This window comes from Mucilaginibacter segetis (genome assembly GCF_016522075.1).
In the GTDB taxonomy this organism is placed as follows: Bacteria; Bacteroidota; Bacteroidia; order Sphingobacteriales; family Sphingobacteriaceae; genus Mucilaginibacter; species Mucilaginibacter segetis.
The window spans coordinates 523,470-539,823 of record NZ_JAEHFW010000003.1; the positions used below are offsets into that span (position 1 = coordinate 523,470).

At 40.0% G+C, this 16,354-nt stretch carries 18 protein-coding genes; 14 read left to right on the forward strand and 4 right to left on the reverse strand.

Annotated features, from left to right (window positions below; all coding sequences use genetic code 11):
* The first annotated feature begins 59 nt into the window (after window positions 1-59).
* Window positions 60-1,088 (forward strand): LacI family DNA-binding transcriptional regulator, encoded by a 1,029-nt coding sequence (locus I5M19_RS16035; RefSeq protein WP_200067369.1) that lies wholly within the window; start codon window positions 60-62, stop codon window positions 1,086-1,088.
* Window positions 1,089-1,142: 54 nt separating this feature from the next.
* Here the strand turns inward: I5M19_RS16035 and ychF are convergent, their stop codons facing one another.
* On the reverse strand, window positions 1,143-2,246 hold the full coding sequence (gene ychF, locus I5M19_RS16040) for a redox-regulated ATPase YchF (RefSeq protein ID WP_200067370.1): 1,104 nt from the start codon (window positions 2,244-2,246) through the stop codon (window positions 1,143-1,145).
* Between the two features lie 199 nt (window positions 2,247-2,445).
* On the opposite strand from ychF, the gene mgtE reads away from it, so the two are divergent.
* Entirely contained in the window at window positions 2,446-3,816 is a 1,371-nt protein-coding gene (mgtE, locus tag I5M19_RS16045) for a magnesium transporter (protein ID WP_200067371.1), read from the forward strand.
* 61 nt (window positions 3,817-3,877) lie between these two features.
* Window positions 3,878-4,363 (forward strand): DUF5362 family protein, encoded by a 486-nt coding sequence (locus I5M19_RS16050; protein WP_200067372.1) that lies wholly within the window; start codon window positions 3,878-3,880, stop codon window positions 4,361-4,363.
* A gap of 54 nt (window positions 4,364-4,417) precedes the next feature.
* Here I5M19_RS16050 and I5M19_RS16055 read toward each other — a convergent pair whose 3' ends face one another.
* Together I5M19_RS16055 and I5M19_RS16060 are read right to left on the reverse strand one after the other, a co-directional pair.
* Entirely contained in the window at window positions 4,418-4,738 is a 321-nt protein-coding gene (locus I5M19_RS16055; RefSeq protein ID WP_200067373.1) for a DUF3276 family protein, read from the reverse strand.
* 123 nt (window positions 4,739-4,861) lie between these two features.
* Complete coding sequence (locus I5M19_RS16060) at window positions 4,862-6,649, reverse strand: ABC transporter ATP-binding protein (protein WP_200067374.1); 1,788 nt, start codon at window positions 6,647-6,649, stop codon at window positions 4,862-4,864.
* A 197-nt stretch (window positions 6,650-6,846) separates the two neighbouring features.
* Here I5M19_RS16060 and I5M19_RS16065 point away from each other — a divergent pair, with 197 nt between their 5' ends.
* The 9 genes from I5M19_RS16065 to I5M19_RS16105 all read left to right on the forward strand — a co-directional run bounded on the left by I5M19_RS16065 (window position 6,847) and on the right by I5M19_RS16105 (window position 12,989).
* On the forward strand, window positions 6,847-7,932 hold the full coding sequence (locus I5M19_RS16065; protein ID WP_200067375.1) for a Glu/Leu/Phe/Val family dehydrogenase: 1,086 nt from the start codon (window positions 6,847-6,849) through the stop codon (window positions 7,930-7,932).
* A gap of 45 nt (window positions 7,933-7,977) precedes the next feature.
* Window positions 7,978-8,925, forward strand: a complete 948-nt coding sequence (nusB, locus tag I5M19_RS16070) for a transcription antitermination factor NusB (protein ID WP_200067376.1) — start codon at window positions 7,978-7,980, stop codon at window positions 8,923-8,925.
* 8 nt (window positions 8,926-8,933) lie between these two features.
* Window positions 8,934-9,389: a DUF1573 domain-containing protein gene (locus tag I5M19_RS16075; RefSeq protein ID WP_200067377.1), complete on the forward strand. Its 456-nt coding sequence runs from the start codon at window positions 8,934-8,936 to the stop codon at window positions 9,387-9,389.
* A 16-nt stretch (window positions 9,390-9,405) separates the two neighbouring features.
* Complete coding sequence (yajC, locus tag I5M19_RS16080) at window positions 9,406-9,732, forward strand: preprotein translocase subunit YajC (RefSeq protein WP_200067378.1); 327 nt, start codon at window positions 9,406-9,408, stop codon at window positions 9,730-9,732.
* A 124-nt stretch (window positions 9,733-9,856) separates the two neighbouring features.
* A complete protein-coding gene (locus I5M19_RS16085) occupies window positions 9,857-10,804 on the forward strand; it encodes a CdaR family protein (protein WP_200067379.1) in 948 nt (315 codons plus the stop codon).
* Entirely contained in the window at window positions 10,804-11,409 is a 606-nt protein-coding gene (coaE, locus tag I5M19_RS16090; RefSeq protein ID WP_200067380.1) for a dephospho-CoA kinase, read from the forward strand. The genes I5M19_RS16085 and coaE overlap by 1 nt, the downstream gene beginning before the upstream one ends.
* Complete coding sequence (locus I5M19_RS16095) at window positions 11,410-12,348, forward strand: MBL fold metallo-hydrolase (protein ID WP_200067381.1); 939 nt, start codon at window positions 11,410-11,412, stop codon at window positions 12,346-12,348.
* Entirely contained in the window at window positions 12,348-12,509 is a 162-nt protein-coding gene (locus tag I5M19_RS16100; protein ID WP_200067382.1) for a DUF5522 domain-containing protein, read from the forward strand. Before I5M19_RS16095 ends, I5M19_RS16100 begins: the two co-directional genes overlap by 1 nt.
* Before the next feature lie 30 nt (window positions 12,510-12,539).
* Complete coding sequence (locus I5M19_RS16105; protein ID WP_200067383.1) at window positions 12,540-12,989, forward strand: MarR family winged helix-turn-helix transcriptional regulator; 450 nt, start codon at window positions 12,540-12,542, stop codon at window positions 12,987-12,989.
* Window positions 12,990-12,991: 2 nt separating this feature from the next.
* On the opposite strand, the gene I5M19_RS16110 is transcribed toward I5M19_RS16105, so the two are convergent.
* Window positions 12,992-13,573, reverse strand: coding sequence for a phosphatase PAP2 family protein (locus tag I5M19_RS16110; protein ID WP_200067384.1), 582 nt, complete (start codon window positions 13,571-13,573; stop codon window positions 12,992-12,994).
* Between the two features lie 123 nt (window positions 13,574-13,696).
* Here I5M19_RS16110 and glmM point away from each other — a divergent pair, with 123 nt between their 5' ends.
* Together glmM and I5M19_RS16120 are read left to right on the forward strand one after the other, a co-directional pair.
* Window positions 13,697-15,088: a phosphoglucosamine mutase gene (gene glmM, locus I5M19_RS16115; protein WP_200067385.1), complete on the forward strand. Its 1,392-nt coding sequence runs from the start codon at window positions 13,697-13,699 to the stop codon at window positions 15,086-15,088.
* Window positions 15,089-15,148: 60 nt separating this feature from the next.
* The gene (locus I5M19_RS16120) at window positions 15,149-16,285 is read left to right on the forward strand and encodes a cysteine desulfurase family protein (protein WP_200067386.1); all 1,137 of its coding nucleotides are present in this window, start codon (window positions 15,149-15,151) and stop codon (window positions 16,283-16,285) included.
* Window positions 16,286-16,354: the final 69 nt, after the last annotated feature.

Genomic DNA, 16,354 nt, shown 5'->3' on the forward strand with positions numbered 1-16,354 from the left:
TGTTAAAATAACACCTTAGTTCCAAATATTATTTTATATTTGATGTTATTACATAGCAAGTGAAAAAATTATCGATAGTTGATATAGCCAATCATTTAAACGTATCTAAAACTACTGTTTCTTTCATTCTTAACGGTCGCGCACAGGAAAAGCGGATAGGGAAAGAATTAGTTGAACGAGTACAGAAGTTTGTAGATGAGGTTGGTTATAAACCAAATTCGCTGGCCAAAAGCCTGCGCACCGGTAAGTCAAATATTATCGGTTTGATGGTTGAAGATATTTCCAATCCTTTCTTCGCGAGCATAGCGAGACTGATTGAAGACCGCGCCTATAAAAATGGATATAAGATAATTTATTGCAGTACCGATAACGATACCCTGAAAACGCAGGAGCTTATTAATATGTTCAGGGACAGGCATGTTGATGGTTATATTATTGCCCCGCCGGAGGGTATTGAAGGTGATATTGACGAATTGTTAAAAGATGGAATGCCGGTTGTTTTATTTGACAGGCACTTACCCAATGTATTAACGGATTATGTGGAGATAGATAATTTATACAGCACTTATAATGCTGCCCGCCATTTAATACAGCAAGGTTACAAAAATATAGGCTTCGTTACGTTCTCTTCCTCACAAACACAAATGACGGCTCGTATGAAAGGTTATAAGGATGCCTTAAAAGAAAGCGGACTTAAACCAATAATACAGGAAATAGTATTTAATCAGAACGAAGAGTTTATTATAAAGCCTATTACTACCTTCCTTAAAAAACATAAAGAGCTTGACGCGGTTATTTTTGGCACCAATCACGTTGGCACATGCGGATTAAAGGTTATAAACAGCATGGGTATCAAAGTGCCGGAAGATCTCGCGGTAGTATCTTTTGATGATTATGACGTGTTTCAGCTTTTCTCGCCGTCGGTAACGGCCATCGCTCAGCCAATAGAGGAAATAGCCGACAAAGTGATCACCGTTTTGTTGAATAAACTTAACTCATCAGTTAACGGCAAAGAGCCACAGGCTATTGTTTTAAAAACCGAACTGAATATAAGAGATTCATCAAAAATGACAGCCAACGTAATATAGCAGATATAAATACCGGGAGTTAGGTGATCCTAACTCCCGGTAAATAATAATGTGTTATACATTAAACCTGAAGTGCATAATATCTCCGTCTTCCACCACATAGGTTTTACCTTCTATACCCAATTTGCCGTTCTCTTTTATTGCCGCTTCCGAGCCGTTAAAATGTACAAAGTCCTCATACTTTATAACCTCCGCACGTATAAATCCTTTTTCAAAATCAGTATGTATAACACCTGCAGCCTGTGGTGCGGTAAAACCTTTAGTGATGGTCCATGCGCGCACTTCCTGTACACCCGCGGTAAAGTAAGTGGCCAGGTTAAGTAACTTGTAAGCTGCTTTTATAAGTTTATTAACGCCCGACTCCGTTAACCCCAGATCATTCAGAAACTCCTGACGTTCTTCATAAGTCTCTAATTGAGCGATCTCTGATTCTATCTGCGCAGATATAACCAGTACTTCGGCGCCTTCTTCCTTAGCTACTGCTCTAACTTTTTCTACGTAATCGTTTCCTGTAATAACTGATGCTTCATCAACATTGCATACATACATTACAGGTTTAGCGGTAAGCAGCCATATATCTTCAATGTATTCCTTATCTTCTTCTGCTACGGGTGCAGTACGGGCAGATTTCCCTTCCAACAAATGATTACGGTATATGGTCAGTACATCATATGTTTTTTTAGCTTCTTTATCGCCGCCCGTTTTGGCCATTTTTTCAACCTTCTGGATCTTCTTTTCTATCGAATCCAGATCCTTTAACTGTAATTCGGTATCAATGATTTCTTTATCGCGTATAGGGTTAACCGAGCCATCAACGTGAATCACATTATCGTTATCAAAACAACGCAGAACATGCAATATGGCGTTGGTAGCGCGGATGTTAGCTAAAAACTGATTACCCAAACCTTCGCCTTTGCTGGCACCTTTAACAAGGCCCGCAATATCTACTATCTCAATAACGTTAGGCACCACGTTTTTCGGATTAACGATCTCTGTAAGCTTGGTCAGCCGCTCATCCGGAACAGTAATTACGCCTACATTTGGCTCAATAGTACAGAACGGAAAATTGGCAGCCTGTGCCTTAGCATTTGATAAACAGTTAAAAAGTGTCGACTTACCTACATTCGGTAAACCAACTATACCACATTGTAAACCCATTTTTTTTATTTTTTTGAATCACGAACCCGGAAACAGAAGTCAAAAAGAGCGTTTTGTTCCTGGCTCCTATATTGCTGCCTCTTTTTAAAGCCGCAAAGATAACAGAAAAAACTACCTTATCTTTTGAAAAAATAAACGACTTTTGCCAGCGTTACTACGCTATGCAGCATATTACTCACATGTAAAAACGTTATATTTTATGGAAGAAATGGTTGAGCAAATAGAATTGTTATTGGAACAGGAAGACACCGTACAACTACAGGATTATTTGAACAACCTTAACATATCTGACGTTGAACACCTTATTGATGAATTTCCCGAGCACGGTCCGCTGTTTATAGAAACCCTGTCACTTAACAGGGCCGTTAATGTGTTCCGGATACTGGATTTTCCTACTCAGGAGCGTATTTTAAAAAAACTTTCAGGCCAAAGGGTAAGCGATATTATTGTTGAGTTACCACCCGATGACCGTACCGCTTTTTTTAGCGAATTGCATGGTGACGCGGTTAAAACACTGATATTACACCTTTCACCTGCCGACCGTAAGGAAGCCCTGTCATTACTTGGATACGACGAATACAGCGTAGGGCGTATGATGACCCCCGACTATGTTGCCGTTAAAAAGAACTGGGATGTTAACCGGGTATTATCGCACATACGCCGCTACGGCAAAAACTCGGAAACCATTGATGTAATTTATGTGATAGACGAAAATGGTGTATTGTTAGATGATATACGCATACGCGATATATTATTGGTAACACCCGAAACAAAGGTAAGAGACCTGATGGATGGCCGGCTGATAGCGCTTAGCGCGGCAAGTCCGCAGGAAGAAGCCATTAATGTTTTCAGGATGAATAACCGTACCGCGCTGCCTGTTACCGATGATGACGATATACTGCTGGGCATTGTTACTGTTGATGATATTTTATGGATAGCTAACGAAGAGTACACCGAGGACATCCAGAAAATAGGGGGTACCGAGGCTTTAGACGAACCTTACCTGGATATCAACCTTTTCAGGCTGGTAAAAAAGCGGGTAGGGTGGCTTATTATCTTATTTTTGGGCGAAATGCTTACAGCTACCGCTATGGGCTTTTTTGAGCACGCTATTGAAAAGGCCGTTGTATTAGCATTGTTTATTCCATTGATTATCTCCAGCGGGGGTAACAGCGGTTCACAGGCATCAACATTAATAATACAAGCTATGGCCTTAGGCGAAGTTACCATTGCCGACTGGTGGCGGGTTATGCGCCGCGAAATTATATCAGGCCTTATGCTGGGGGTAACACTCGGACTAATAGGATTTTTCCGTATTGCAGTATTTAGCATGTTTAGTACATTGTATGGGCCGCATTGGCCACTGTTAGGGCTAACTATAGGGTTTTCTTTAGTAGGAGTTGTGCTATGGGGCTCGTTAGCCGGTTCAATGCTACCGCTGTTACTTAAAAAATTAGGGGCCGACCCGGCTACATCATCTGCACCTTTTGTGGCAACATTGGTTGATGTTACCGGCCTTATCATCTATTTTACAATAGCCGTTATTATAATGCAGGGTGTTTTACTTTAAAAATTGTTGTTTGATTTTTAATAGTTTTTATCTTTATGGAAATTAAAACTTAAACCAAACAATGGAAATTAACGAAGAATTTACGCAGCCCGAAGCTGAGAAGGGTATGCTTTTAACCAACGAATCTCAGTATTATTTACAACAAGCCGGTAAATGGGCTAACTTTTTAGGGATTGTTGGTTTTGTAATGACGGGTTTTATACTGTTATTATCATTATTTATAGGTGCCATATTCTCAAAAATGGGAAGTATGCCAAATTCTGGAATGCCTTATGGTGCTGGTATGGGAGGTTTTATGACCGTTTTTTATATCCTCATAGCCATATTTAATTTCTTTTTTTCGCTTTATCTGTATCAGTTTGGCAGTCGTATAAAAGATGGTATATCATATAATGATGCCGAAAAAGCTAACTCCGCTTTTGTAAAACTTAAATCGTTTTTTAAGCTATGGGGAATTACTACAATAGTAATAATCATATTATATGCGCTGTTTTTTATAACTATGTTAATAGGGGGCCTCGGTTTAGCCGCGCTTATGGGCCATTAATAAAAAATCCCCCGCCGGTTAAGGTGGGGGATATATTCAGTTTTATAAATTTCTTTAAAAAGTAAAATCTTCATCAGCTTTGGCTACCGCCGGTGCTTCAGAAAATTCGTAGCGTTTTTCAACTACTTCCTGGTGTTCTTTAATATAGTCAACGGTGTCTTTCAATCCTTCGGCAAACTTTTCAAAATCTTCTTTATACAAAAATATTTTGTGTTTAATAAATACACCGTCTTCCAAACGCTTTTTACTTTCGGTAATAGTTACATAATAATCGTTTGATCTTGTGGCTTTTACATCAAAAAAATAAGTCCGCTTCCCTGCTCTAACCTTCTTTGAGTAAACCTCTTCACGCTCTCTGTTGTCAAAATCTCCCATATAGTTTTTTTTATCGTAATAGTTTTGGTTGGCATAAATATAAAGATTTTTTTAAATGTTAAGTGTTAATTATAATTTAATTACACTTTTTCTTTATGGTTGATATATGCCGCTTAGCCACCTTTATACGCTCTCCTCTTCTTCCAGTAATTGTTTTTCGTAGAGTTCAAAATAGGCACTCTTTAAATTTAAAAGTTGGTTATGGGTGCCTTGTTCAACAATTTCACCATTATCCATTACCAGTATTTTGTCAGCATTTTTTATGGTGGAAATACGGTGCGAAATTATAATACTTGTTTTCCCCTGCATAATATTTCCAAGGTTATTTAATATTTCCTCTTCCGTGCGGGTATCAACAGCCGAAAGGCAGTCGTCAAAAATAAGCACCTGTGGCTGCTTAACAATAGCCCTGGCTATACTAACCCTTTGTTTTTGCCCGCCGGATAGTGTTACACCGCGTTCGCCTATAAGCGTATCAAAGCCATTTTCCAACTCCATAATATTGTTATAAACCGCCGCGTTTTTGGCCGCCTGTTCAACCTTGGGCATATCCATTACATCAGCACTAAAGGCAATATTACGTGATATCGTATCTGAAAAAAGGAATACCTCCTGCGCTACAAAACCTATCTGAGAGCGATAATCATCCAAATTGAGTTGATCAACCGGGGTGCCATCAATTAATATTTGTCCTGTTACGGTATCATACATGCGTAATATTAAATTAGCTACGGTAGATTTACCCGAGCCTGTACGGCCGATTATAGCAATCATTTGACCCGGGTTTGCAGTAAAGGAAACGTTTTTAAGTGCTTTAATGCCTGTATCCGGATAAATGAAAGATATGTCACGAAATTCAATTTTACCGGCAATGGTTTGTGCAGGCGCCGCAGGAGAAATGATCTCTGATTTTTGATGTAAAAACTCGTTGATCCGCTTTTGCGATGCTGCCGCCCGCTGTATAAGTGATGTTACCCAACCCAGGGCAATAACCGGGAAAGTAAGCATGTTAAGGTAAACAATAAATTCGGCTATATTACCGGGGGTAATGTTACCCTTCATTACTTCAATGCCTCCAATATACATGGTAATAACGTTGCTTAAACCCACCAGTAATAACATTAGCGGATAAAACATGGCCTGCACCTTTACCATTGCCATGGAATGGCCCTTATAAGTTTCGCTTTCGTCCGCAAACGTTTTACGTACAAACTTTTCACGTACGTATGATTTGATGACCCTGATACCCGAAAAATTCTCCTGAACAAAGCTGGAAAGTATAGATAACCGTTGTTGTATCTGCTCGCTGCGGAAATTGATGACATCGTTAACGTAAAAAATTATTACCGCCAGTATGGGTAATGGCAATACCGAAAAAATCGCCAATGTTACGTTAACCCTCAGCATGGCATATATCACCAGTATAAAAAGAATAACCGTGTTAATGGTATACATTATACCGGGCCCCAGGTACATGCGCACCCTGCTTACATCTTCTGTTACACGGTTCATCAGATCACCGGTATTGTGCCTGCGGTAAAATGCGAGAGAAAGTTGTTGATAGTGATTATAGATCTCATTCTTAAGGTCGAACTCAATATGCCGCGACATCAGAATGATGGTTTGCCGCATAAAAAACAAGAATAATCCGCGTAACAGTGCCAGTATTAAAACCAGTATCCCAAACAACATCAGGCTGGAGCCAAAAATATCATAAATAATACTTTGCCTGTTAAACCCGGCAAATAGTTGGAAAACACCAATGTTTTCAGTTACCAGGTCAAAAGCTACACGTATAACCTGGGCAGGCAGTACAGCGAATATGTTGGATATGATAACGAACAGCACACCCGGAACAAGCCTCCAACGGTATTTTAAAAAAAATTTATTAAGGTATGCGAGTTCTTTCATGGGTAAAAATGAGCAGAAATATAAAGCCAAAAATACGGCAATGATATTTACAATACAAAGGAAGGGAGTTACATTTAAATGTCATAACAAAGGCGCTTATGATTATTACCGGGTAACTATTAAGCAAATACCTTTGTAGCAACCAAAAAAACATCTACTTTTGTAGTGCCGAAACATTTACACTTTTCCGCTTCCTGATGCAGTCTCAACAAACAACAGATAGTATTTTTAATCAGCTTGATACCTACGGTCATAAAAAGATAGTTTTTTGCAGCGACCCGGATAGCGGTCTCAAAGCAATAATTGCTATACATGATACTACTTTAGGGCCGGCTTTAGGCGGTACACGGATGTGGGCTTATAAGACCGAAAAAGAGGCCTTGCATGATGTTCTCCGTCTTTCTAAAAGCATGACGTATAAATCGTCGATCGCCGGGCTTAACCTGGGGGGCGGTAAGGCGGTTATCATCGGCGACTCACGCCAAGACAAGACAGAAGCCCTGATGCGTAAGTTTGGCCGCTTTATTAAAAATCTTAACGGAGAATTTATTACAGCAGAGGATGTAGGTACCAATCCGCGCGATATGGAATACATCCGTATGGAGACGGAGCATGTTACCGGCGTACCCGAAACTATTGGAGGCAGCGGCGATCCTTCGCCAATAACCGCAATGGGGGTATACATGGGTATTAAAGCCTCCGTAAAGGAATTGTATGGTAATGATAGCATTACCGGAAAAACGGTTATTGTACAGGGTATTGGCCATGTAGGCGAGAATCTGGTTAAACTGCTCCGGGACGAGAACGCAAAGGTTTATGTAAGCGATATTAATGGTGAACGTACAAGGCAGGTGTCAAAAAAATACGGTGCTGAAGCGGTATCTAATAATACCATATTTGACATTAACGCTGACATTTATTCACCTTGCGCGTTGGGAGCAACTATAAATACCCAAACCATTAATAAACTGCAATGCCGTATTATTGCCGGTTCGGCCAATAACCAGTTGCAGGACGAAAAGGTGCACGGTCAAATGCTGTTGGAGAGGGGAATATTATTTGCGCCGGATTACGTAATAAACGCCGGCGGTATAATTAACTGCTATTCGGAGTTAATGGGTTTCAGTAAAAAGCGTACCCTGCAGCTTACCGAAAATATTTACGAAGCAACCTTGAATGTTTTAAAGCTCTCTAAAGCCGAAAATATTTCTACCATTGATTCGGCAAACAAAATAGCCGAAAAACGTATTGCTGATATTAAGAAAGTAAAATCAACCTATTAATAATTTATAAAGCGGGTGGTAAACCCGATAATCGTTCTTACCAACATGTTAAACAGAAGGCACCTTAGGGTAAAAGTGTTACAATCGCTTTACGCGTTTCACCAGTCAGTTACAAAAGATATCAAGCATCACGAGAAGCAGTTGCTCAACAGCATAGATGAAGTGTTTGAGATGTATATATGGATGCTTTCGTTGATCAACGAAGTAGTTGAATACACCGGCATAGACGCCCAGGAACGTGCAAATAAGCACTTACCCACGGCCGAAGATCTGAACGCTGATGTTAAATTATTAACCAACAGGTTTATTACTTCCCTCAATCAAAATAAAGATTACTTAGCGGCGTTAAAAAAATATAAGGTTTCCTGGTCTTTTGATCCCGAACTGGCAAAGTCATTATTTATAACCCTGAAAAAATCGCCGGAGTATGTTGCCTATCTCGAAAAAAAGGATGATACGCTGCATACCGATAAGGACATCATTAAATTCATATTTAAAAAGGTAATACTTAAGTCATCACTTGCAGAGCAGGTTTTTGAAGATAAATTTATTTACTGGCCGGTTGATAAGGAGGTGCTGCAGGCTTTGATAGCGAAAACGTTTAAAAACTTTTCAAATGATGAACCGAAGCAAAACCATTTAGCCGAGGTAAGTGGCAACTGGGTGGAAGACAGGGAGTTTATTATAAACCTGTTTGAACAAAGCATTCGTTACAATGATCCGTATCAGGAGCTTATTGCCGAAAAAACACAGAACTGGGAACCCGACCGCATTGCCATGATGGATACTTTATTAATGAAGATGGCTATTGTAGAATTTATTAATTTTAGCTCAATTCCGGTGAAGGTAACTATAAACGAATATCTGGAGATATCTAAGGAGTTTAGTACGCCTAAAAGTAATTCATTTATAAACGGTATCTTAGACAAGATTTTATTTGAACTTAAAGCCGATAATAAGATTAGAAAAATAGGCAGAGGATTAATAGAATAAATATAAAAATGAAAAAGTTGTTTTTATGCACAGTAGTTGCTGGCTTGTTTTTTACAGCCTGCAACCAGGCCGGCGGTACAAATACCAACAAAGCCGACTCAACTAACGCGGTAGCCGCCGATAGCGGAAATGTAAGTGCCACTAATGCGCCTGTAATGACATTTGAAAAAGAGACGCACGATTTTGGTAAAATTAAGCGTGGCGAAAAGGTTACCTATGGTTTTAAATTCACAAACACGGGAAAATCGCCGTTGATTATTAAAAACGCTGTTGCTTCTTGCGGCTGTACCGTGCCTGAATGGCCAAAAACCCCTGTTAAGCCAGGCGAAACTGCAACCATAAAAGTTACTTTCGACAGTACTTCAAAAATGGGTTTGCAGGATAAACAGATATTAATAACCGCCAACACCAATCCGGCAGAAAACCGGGTGCATTTAATTGGCGAAGTATTAACAGCAAACTAAAAATTAAATTTTAAAAATGATAGCAACTATTTTATTACAAGCGGGCGGCGGAGGCCTTGGTGTACAACAATTGATCATGTTCGGGTTAATTGCTGTAGTTTTTTATTTCTTTATGATACGCCCGCAGGTTAAAAAGCAAAAAGATCAAAAAAAATACGTACAGGAACTGAAAAAGGGCGACAAAATAGTTACCACAGCCGGTATACATGGTAAAATATACGAAGTTGCCGATACTACCTTTTTAGTAGAGGTTGAAAACGGTGCCCGTATCCGTTTTGATAAGTCGGCAGTTTCATTAGAAGCCTCAAAAGCGCTTAATGCGCCGGCTGCTGCTGCCAAATAATAAACATCAACATTTAATAAGGCGAAAGGCATTGGTAATCTGTTAACGGATGCCTTTCCTTTCGCTTTTGCATTTTCAGCTAATAAAATTAAAACTCTACCTTTAGCAGGTAAAGGCAATACCAATGGCAATAATAAAATTATCAGCAATCGAGCGCAGGCGCCTTTCGGCGTTTATTACTTGCCTGGTGGTAGCCATATTAGCCTGGGTTTTTACGGCGTTATCCAACCCGTATAAGTTTACCGTTAAACAGATAATCAGCTTTAAGAATGCTCCTCAAAAAAGGGCTTTTCATCCCTTGCAGTCCGATACGGTTAACACTATAGTTCAGGGCAGTGGCTGGCAAATGCTTTTTTCAAGAATGAATGATGATAAAAAGGTGATCGAGGTTGATTTGCATACACTTGAAAACCGCAACTATGTAGTTTTGTCATCGCAGCTAAAACAGATCAATTTTAAGAAGCAAATAAACAACGAGATAATTGCCGTAAATCCGGATACCTTATTTTTCGACTTTTCAAGTCGACGGGTAAAAAAAGTACCTGTTAAGTTAATTACCTTGCTGAAATATCAAAAACAATTTGCGCAATCGGCCCCGGTGAGTATTAAACCGGCTTTTGTTACCATTAGTGGCCCGGCAGAGATATTAAGTAAGATAGATTCCTGGGAAACCGACTCTGTAGTATTAAACGGCCTTAACGAAAGTTATAATGCAAGGGTTAAATTAAGACCATCTACTGAGGGTAATTTAGAAGTATTGCCAAAAAGTGTAATGGTGAATATCCCGGTGGATGAGTTTACCGAGAAAACTCTGGAAATACCCGTAAAACTGATCAATAATCACAATTACTATGATGTAAAGATCTTTCCACAGAAGGTTAAAGTAACGTTTACTACCTCATTAACAAAATATCCGGATACCAACGAGGATGTATTTGAGGCAGTTGCCGATCTGGATAAATGGAAACTGGGTGGCTATAGCGTGTTACCTGTAAAGCTTACCCATATCCCCTCATACAGTAAAATTGTGAAAGTAGAGCCCCGTAATATTGATTTTATAGTTAAAAAATAATGTTAAAAGTAGGGATAACGGGTAACATTGGCAGCGGTAAAACAACGGTTTGTAAGATCTTCGAAGTTTTGGGGATACCTGTTTTTTATGCCGACGATCAGGCTAAAGAATTAATGAGTACCGATGGTTTATTAATAGAACAGATAAAGGCAGCTTTTGGGAGCGAATCTTATTTTGAGGACGGCAGCCTTAATCGCAAACACATCGCAGCCATAGTATTTAATAATAGCGACCAGCTGGTTAAATTGAATACGCTGGTGCATCCGGCGGTTTTTCGTGCTTTTGATGCCTGGGCTAAAAAATTTGATGGCGATAACCACACGCCTTACGTTTTAAAGGAAGCAGCCTTATTGTTTGAAAGTGATTCCTATAAAATGTGCGATCGCTCGCTGATGGTATCGGCACCGCTGAATGTGCGCCTGCAACGTGTGATTGCCCGCGACGGCATCACCTTTGACGAAGCCAATAAACGTAATGATCGCCAATTTACCGAAGCCCAAAAGCTTGATATGGCGGATGATGTGATAATAAATGATGATACACAACTGGTAATACCCCAGGTGTTAAAATTGCACAAGCGTTACCTGGCGCTCGCAACAAAGTAAATGATAATCGAGGATTTTGTTTTTTTTAATGAAAATGGCTTGTATTGCAAATACGGCGATTTTTATCTGGACCCGCAGCAGCCGGTAAATAACGCGGTAATAACTCATGCCCATGCAGATCATGCCAAAAGCGGTCATAAAATGGTATATGCCACACAGGCTACACTCGAGTTTATGTTGTTAAGATATGGTAAAAACATGGCGGATAGCACAATGGCTACGGGCTATCATCATCCATTCAATATAAACGGTGTTCAAATTACCTTTATACCGGCAGGGCATATACCCGGTTCAGCACAGGTATTAATGGAATATGAAGGCGTGAGATACCTTTACACAGGCGATTATAAGTTACAGCCGGATGCCACCTGTGAGCCGGTGGAATTTGTTAAAGCGGATGTACTGATCACTGAAAGTACATTTGCCGATCCGAAAGTGTTACACCCCGACCCCGAACAGGAAATAAAAAAGCTTAATGATATCAAGCTCAATATTCTGCTTGGTGCTTACGCCCTCGGTAAAAGCCAGCGCCTTATCAGGCTGATTAACGATTTTGCCCCGCAAAAACAGATCTTGGTACACCATCGTATAATGCCCATTATTGCCGTTTATCAAAAACTGGGGTTCAACCTGGGTAACCATCAGATATACAGCCGTAAGCTCATGAAAACGCAGCAGGAATTTGTTTACATAGTGCCGCCTTTTACGTTCGATAGTTATATAAGGGCAACCGGAGTAAAGCGTTTATTTGCTTCAGGATGGAAAAATCTGCAGGTAAATGCAAACGATACACTGTTTATATCTGACCACGCCGACTGGAACGATATTATTTACACCATAAGTAAGACTCAACCTAAGCAAATATGGACGCTGCACGGAAACGGGGCGCACTTAAAGGAGTATTTTAAGGATGAGATTTTTGTAAAACTGCTTAACTGATGCAAAAGGAAAACGTTGACTATTACATTAACCCCGATGGTAATTTGGTGTTCACAAAAGAATATCACCTTAAACGCGGTTATTGTTGTAAAAACAGGTGTATGCATTGCCCCTGGAATTATGGCAGAGAGAAACAAACGACGAAAACAAAAGATAAATAAATTTATATTTGTGTAAAGTACTCAATAACAATGGGGATAGAGGAAGATATAAAAAGCACCAATTTTGAAGATAATTACCACAAAACGGTAATCAATATCTCGTATACATATGGCTGGCTAAATAATGCTATGCGCTCCGAATTTGAAAGGTATAATCTTACTCAGCAGCAATTTAACATATTACGTATTCTAAGGGGCCAATATCCTAAACCGGCAACCATTAATTTATTAAAGGAGCGAATGATAGATAAAATGTCTGATGCTTCACGTATAGTTGAACGCCTGGTTCAAAAGGGCCTGGTTTCGCGCTGCACCAACAATCGCGATCGCCGGGCGGTGGATATACGAATAAGCGAACAGGGCTTGCAAACTCTTGCAAAAATGGATGAGGAATTAAAAGTGAAAGACCTGTTTAAAAATAACATTACCGAAGAAGAAGCTGCCCAATTAAGTGATTTGCTTGATAAAATGCGCGGTTAATTTTACCAGTTTTTAGAAAGATTAAACGCGTGCTGCACCCTCTTGCAGAAAAGTGAAAACGCCCAGCCAACTAACGCGCCGTAAATAGCACCGCACAATACATCAACAGGGAAGTGTACGCCAACATATACCTGTGCAAAGCATATTAGAGCGGCCCAAAATAAACTTAAGGGCATCACCCACGGCCACTTTTTATAGCAAATAAAACACAAAAATACAGCTATAGCAAAATGATCAGTAGCATGGGTAGAGGGAAAGCTATAACCCGTGCCGCAGGGTACCCTTGCAATAACAGTTGATGAAACTATAGCGTCACGGCACGGTCTGTCTCTTTTTACAAAGTATTTAAACATGCTGGCACTGGTAAAATCGGCAAAGCCCACACACATCGCTAACGACACAATAATTACAAGGCCACGCCTTTTATACACCCATATAAAAAATATAATAATGAATAAATAGAGCGGTATCCAAAACTTAGCGTTGCGCATAAGTGGCATCAGCCAGTCAAAAAACGAGTTTGACAGGTCGTGATTAATGAAGTGAAATAAATGCCGGTCAAATTGTAATAGCTGGTCGGGCATTAGCTTTGCAAATAAAATGAGTTGAGCAACAAATATAAATAATAAATTTAGCCATAAACTATTGCAAATTTTACAAAGCTATCGCTTTAAATATCCTATTTTTGCCGTTAAATTTATTTCGGTTTGACATTAATAAAATCAATTTCGGGGATCAGGGGCACCATTGGAGGTGCAGCAGGCGAGGGATTAACCCCTTTGGATATTGTTAAATTCACCTCTGCGTTTGGCAGTTGGGCGGTAAAAAGGTCGGGCATAAAAAAAATTGTTTTAGGCCGCGATGCCCGTATATCCGGTAGTATGGTAAACAGTTTAGTTACCGGAACCTTAGTGGGTATGGGTATTGATGTGATTGATCTGGGATTATCTACCACGCCAACTGTACAAATAGCCGTACCTGATGAACGGGCGGCTGGTGGCATTATCATCACCGCAAGCCATAACCCCAAACAATGGAATGCTTTAAAGCTGTTAAATGAAAAGGGTGAATTCATAAATGATACCGATGGTAAAGAGGTTTTAAGCATTGCTGAAAACAGCGATTTTACCTATGCCGAAGTTAATGATCTGGGTAAGCTGATCAGTGATGACAGTTACCTGCAAAAACATATTGATAAGATACTGGCCTTACCTTTAGTTGATGTGGCTGCTATAACCAAAGCCGATTTTAGCGTGGTGATAGATTGCGTTAACTCAACAGGGGGTATATTTGTGCCTGCCTTATTAGAGGCATTGGGTGTAAAAACCATTTACAAGTTGTTTTGTGAACCCGATGGCCAGTTTGCCCATAATCCGGAACCCTTACCTGAAAATTTAAGGGCATTATCCCAGGAAGTTATCAAAAAGAACGCAGACCTTGGTATAGCTGTTGATCCGGATGTTGACCGCCTTTGTTTTGTACGCGAGGATGGAGTAATGTTTGGCGAAGAATATACGTTAGTATCTATAGCCGATTACGTTTTACAGCATACAATGGGTAATACGGTATCTAACCTGTCATCATCACGTGCTTTGCGCGATGTGGCCGAGCGGGCAGGGGCAGGGCATTTTGAATCTGCTGTGGGCGAAATAAACGTGGTTAATAAAATGAAAGAGGTGCACGGAGTTATTGGAGGCGAAGGCAGCGGAGGTATTATTTATCCCGAACTGCATTATGGTCGTGATGCTTTGGTAGGGATTGCCTTATTTTTAACACATCTGGCAAAATATGGTAAGCCGGTATCTGTTTTAAAAAGCACATATCCAAATTATTATATCTCCAAAAATAAAATTACGTTGAGCTCTGAGATGGATATTGATGCGCTGCTGATGAAAGTTAAGGATAAATACAAAAATCAGCCACATTCAACAATTGATGGCCTCAAAATAGAATTTGATAAAGAATGGGTACATTTGCGGCGTTCAAATACGGAACCCATTATTCGCATATACTCCGAGGGAAACTCGGAAACTGTTGCGAATAACCTGGCAAATAAAATAATAACTGATATAAAAGAAATTTTGAATTTAAACGAGTAACCGGATGAAATGCTGAAAGCATAAATTTTTTGGTTACTGCTATTTATAATTATTACTGCAATGCGTGTTTACTTTGATAATGCTGCCACCACCGCTCTTGACCCTGAAGTTTTAAAAGAGATGTACAAAGTTATGGAGGGTCAGTTTGGCAATCCGTCATCTATCCATTCACATGGTCGTGAGGTGCGTACGCTTATAGAAAGATCGCGCAAAACCATTGCTAATTTATTGCATACTTCGCCTGCCGAAATCTTTTTTACCAGTGGCGGTACAGAGGCCGATAATACCGCTATCCGCTGTGGCATTGTTGATCATAAATTAACGCACGCCATTACCACCAAGTTAGAGCACCACGCCGTGTTGCATACGCTTCAGGCTATGGAAAAAGCAGGTGTAATTAAACTGAGTTATGCTGATGTTGACGGAAATGGAAATGTGGATTACGATCATCTGGAAACTTTGCTAAAGGACAACGACCGTAGCTTTGTATCCCTGATGCACGCCAATAATGAATTAGGAACCATAACCGACCTGCAAAAGGCAGGAGACATCTGTGAAGCATATAATGCCATTTTTCATAGCGACACAGTACAAACAGTAGGACATTACGCGCATGATCTGTCGAAGCTTAAAGTGCACTTTATGGTATGCGCGGCTCATAAACTGCATGGCCCTAAAGGTGTAGGTTTTTTACACGTAAACCACAAGGTTAAAATTAACCCAATGATATACGGAGGCTCACAGGAGCGCAATATGCGTGGCGGTACCGAGAATGTGTATGGCATAGTAGGTTTAGCTAAAGCGCTTGAATTGGCTTATGCCGAAATGGATGAGCATCAGCGGCATATACAGGAGCTTAAAAGCTATATGATCGGTAAATTAAAGCAGGAAGTTCCCGGTGTGGAATTTAACGGCGAGGTTGATCCTTCAAAAAGTTTATATACTGTACTTAATGTGTCTTTCCCTGCGATGGAAATGGCCGACATGCTGTTGTTTAATCTGGACATTGCGGGTATTTCTGCTTCAGGTGGCAGTGCGTGCAGCTCAGGTACGGATATTGGTTCACACGTGCTTACCGCTATTGGTGCAAATCCCGACAGGCCTTCGGTTCGTTTCTCGTTTTCCAAGTATAATACTAAGGAAGAAGTGGACTATACAGTAAACAAACTGCGTGAATTGTGTATGGTAAATGCCTGAAAATGTAAATTATTTTCCGGTTTGTTAAAACATGGTACTGTTTTGGTTGTTTATTAATTAACAATTAAA

Excerpts from the sequence above, each read along its gene's own strand:
- I5M19_RS16110 (WP_200067384.1), bottom strand. The coding sequence starts at position 13,573 with ATGCCCGACCAGCTATTACAATTTGACCGGCATTTATTTCACTTCATT.
- I5M19_RS16120 (WP_200067386.1), top strand. The coding sequence starts at position 15,149 with ATGCGTGTTTACTTTGATAATGCTGCCACCACCGCTCTTGACCCTGAA.
- coaE (WP_200067380.1), top strand. The coding sequence starts at position 10,804 with ATGTTAAAAGTAGGGATAACGGGTAACATTGGCAGCGGTAAAACAACG.
- I5M19_RS16095 (WP_200067381.1), top strand. The coding sequence starts at position 11,410 with ATGATAATCGAGGATTTTGTTTTTTTTAATGAAAATGGCTTGTATTGC.
- nusB (WP_200067376.1), top strand. The coding sequence starts at position 7,978 with ATGTTAAACAGAAGGCACCTTAGGGTAAAAGTGTTACAATCGCTTTAC.
- mgtE (WP_200067371.1), top strand. The coding sequence starts at position 2,446 with ATGGAAGAAATGGTTGAGCAAATAGAATTGTTATTGGAACAGGAAGAC.
- I5M19_RS16065 (WP_200067375.1), top strand. The coding sequence starts at position 6,847 with ATGCAGTCTCAACAAACAACAGATAGTATTTTTAATCAGCTTGATACC.
- I5M19_RS16050 (WP_200067372.1), top strand. The coding sequence starts at position 3,878 with ATGGAAATTAACGAAGAATTTACGCAGCCCGAAGCTGAGAAGGGTATG.
- ychF (WP_200067370.1), bottom strand. The coding sequence starts at position 2,246 with ATGGGTTTACAATGTGGTATAGTTGGTTTACCGAATGTAGGTAAGTCG.
- I5M19_RS16055 (WP_200067373.1), bottom strand. The coding sequence starts at position 4,738 with ATGGGAGATTTTGACAACAGAGAGCGTGAAGAGGTTTACTCAAAGAAG.
- I5M19_RS16100 (WP_200067382.1), top strand. The coding sequence starts at position 12,348 with ATGCAAAAGGAAAACGTTGACTATTACATTAACCCCGATGGTAATTTG.
- I5M19_RS16085 (WP_200067379.1), top strand. The coding sequence starts at position 9,857 with ATGGCAATAATAAAATTATCAGCAATCGAGCGCAGGCGCCTTTCGGCG.
- I5M19_RS16075 (WP_200067377.1), top strand. The coding sequence starts at position 8,934 with ATGAAAAAGTTGTTTTTATGCACAGTAGTTGCTGGCTTGTTTTTTACA.
- I5M19_RS16105 (WP_200067383.1), top strand. The coding sequence starts at position 12,540 with ATGGGGATAGAGGAAGATATAAAAAGCACCAATTTTGAAGATAATTAC.
- I5M19_RS16060 (WP_200067374.1), bottom strand. The coding sequence starts at position 6,649 with ATGAAAGAACTCGCATACCTTAATAAATTTTTTTTAAAATACCGTTGG.
- yajC (WP_200067378.1), top strand. The coding sequence starts at position 9,406 with ATGATAGCAACTATTTTATTACAAGCGGGCGGCGGAGGCCTTGGTGTA.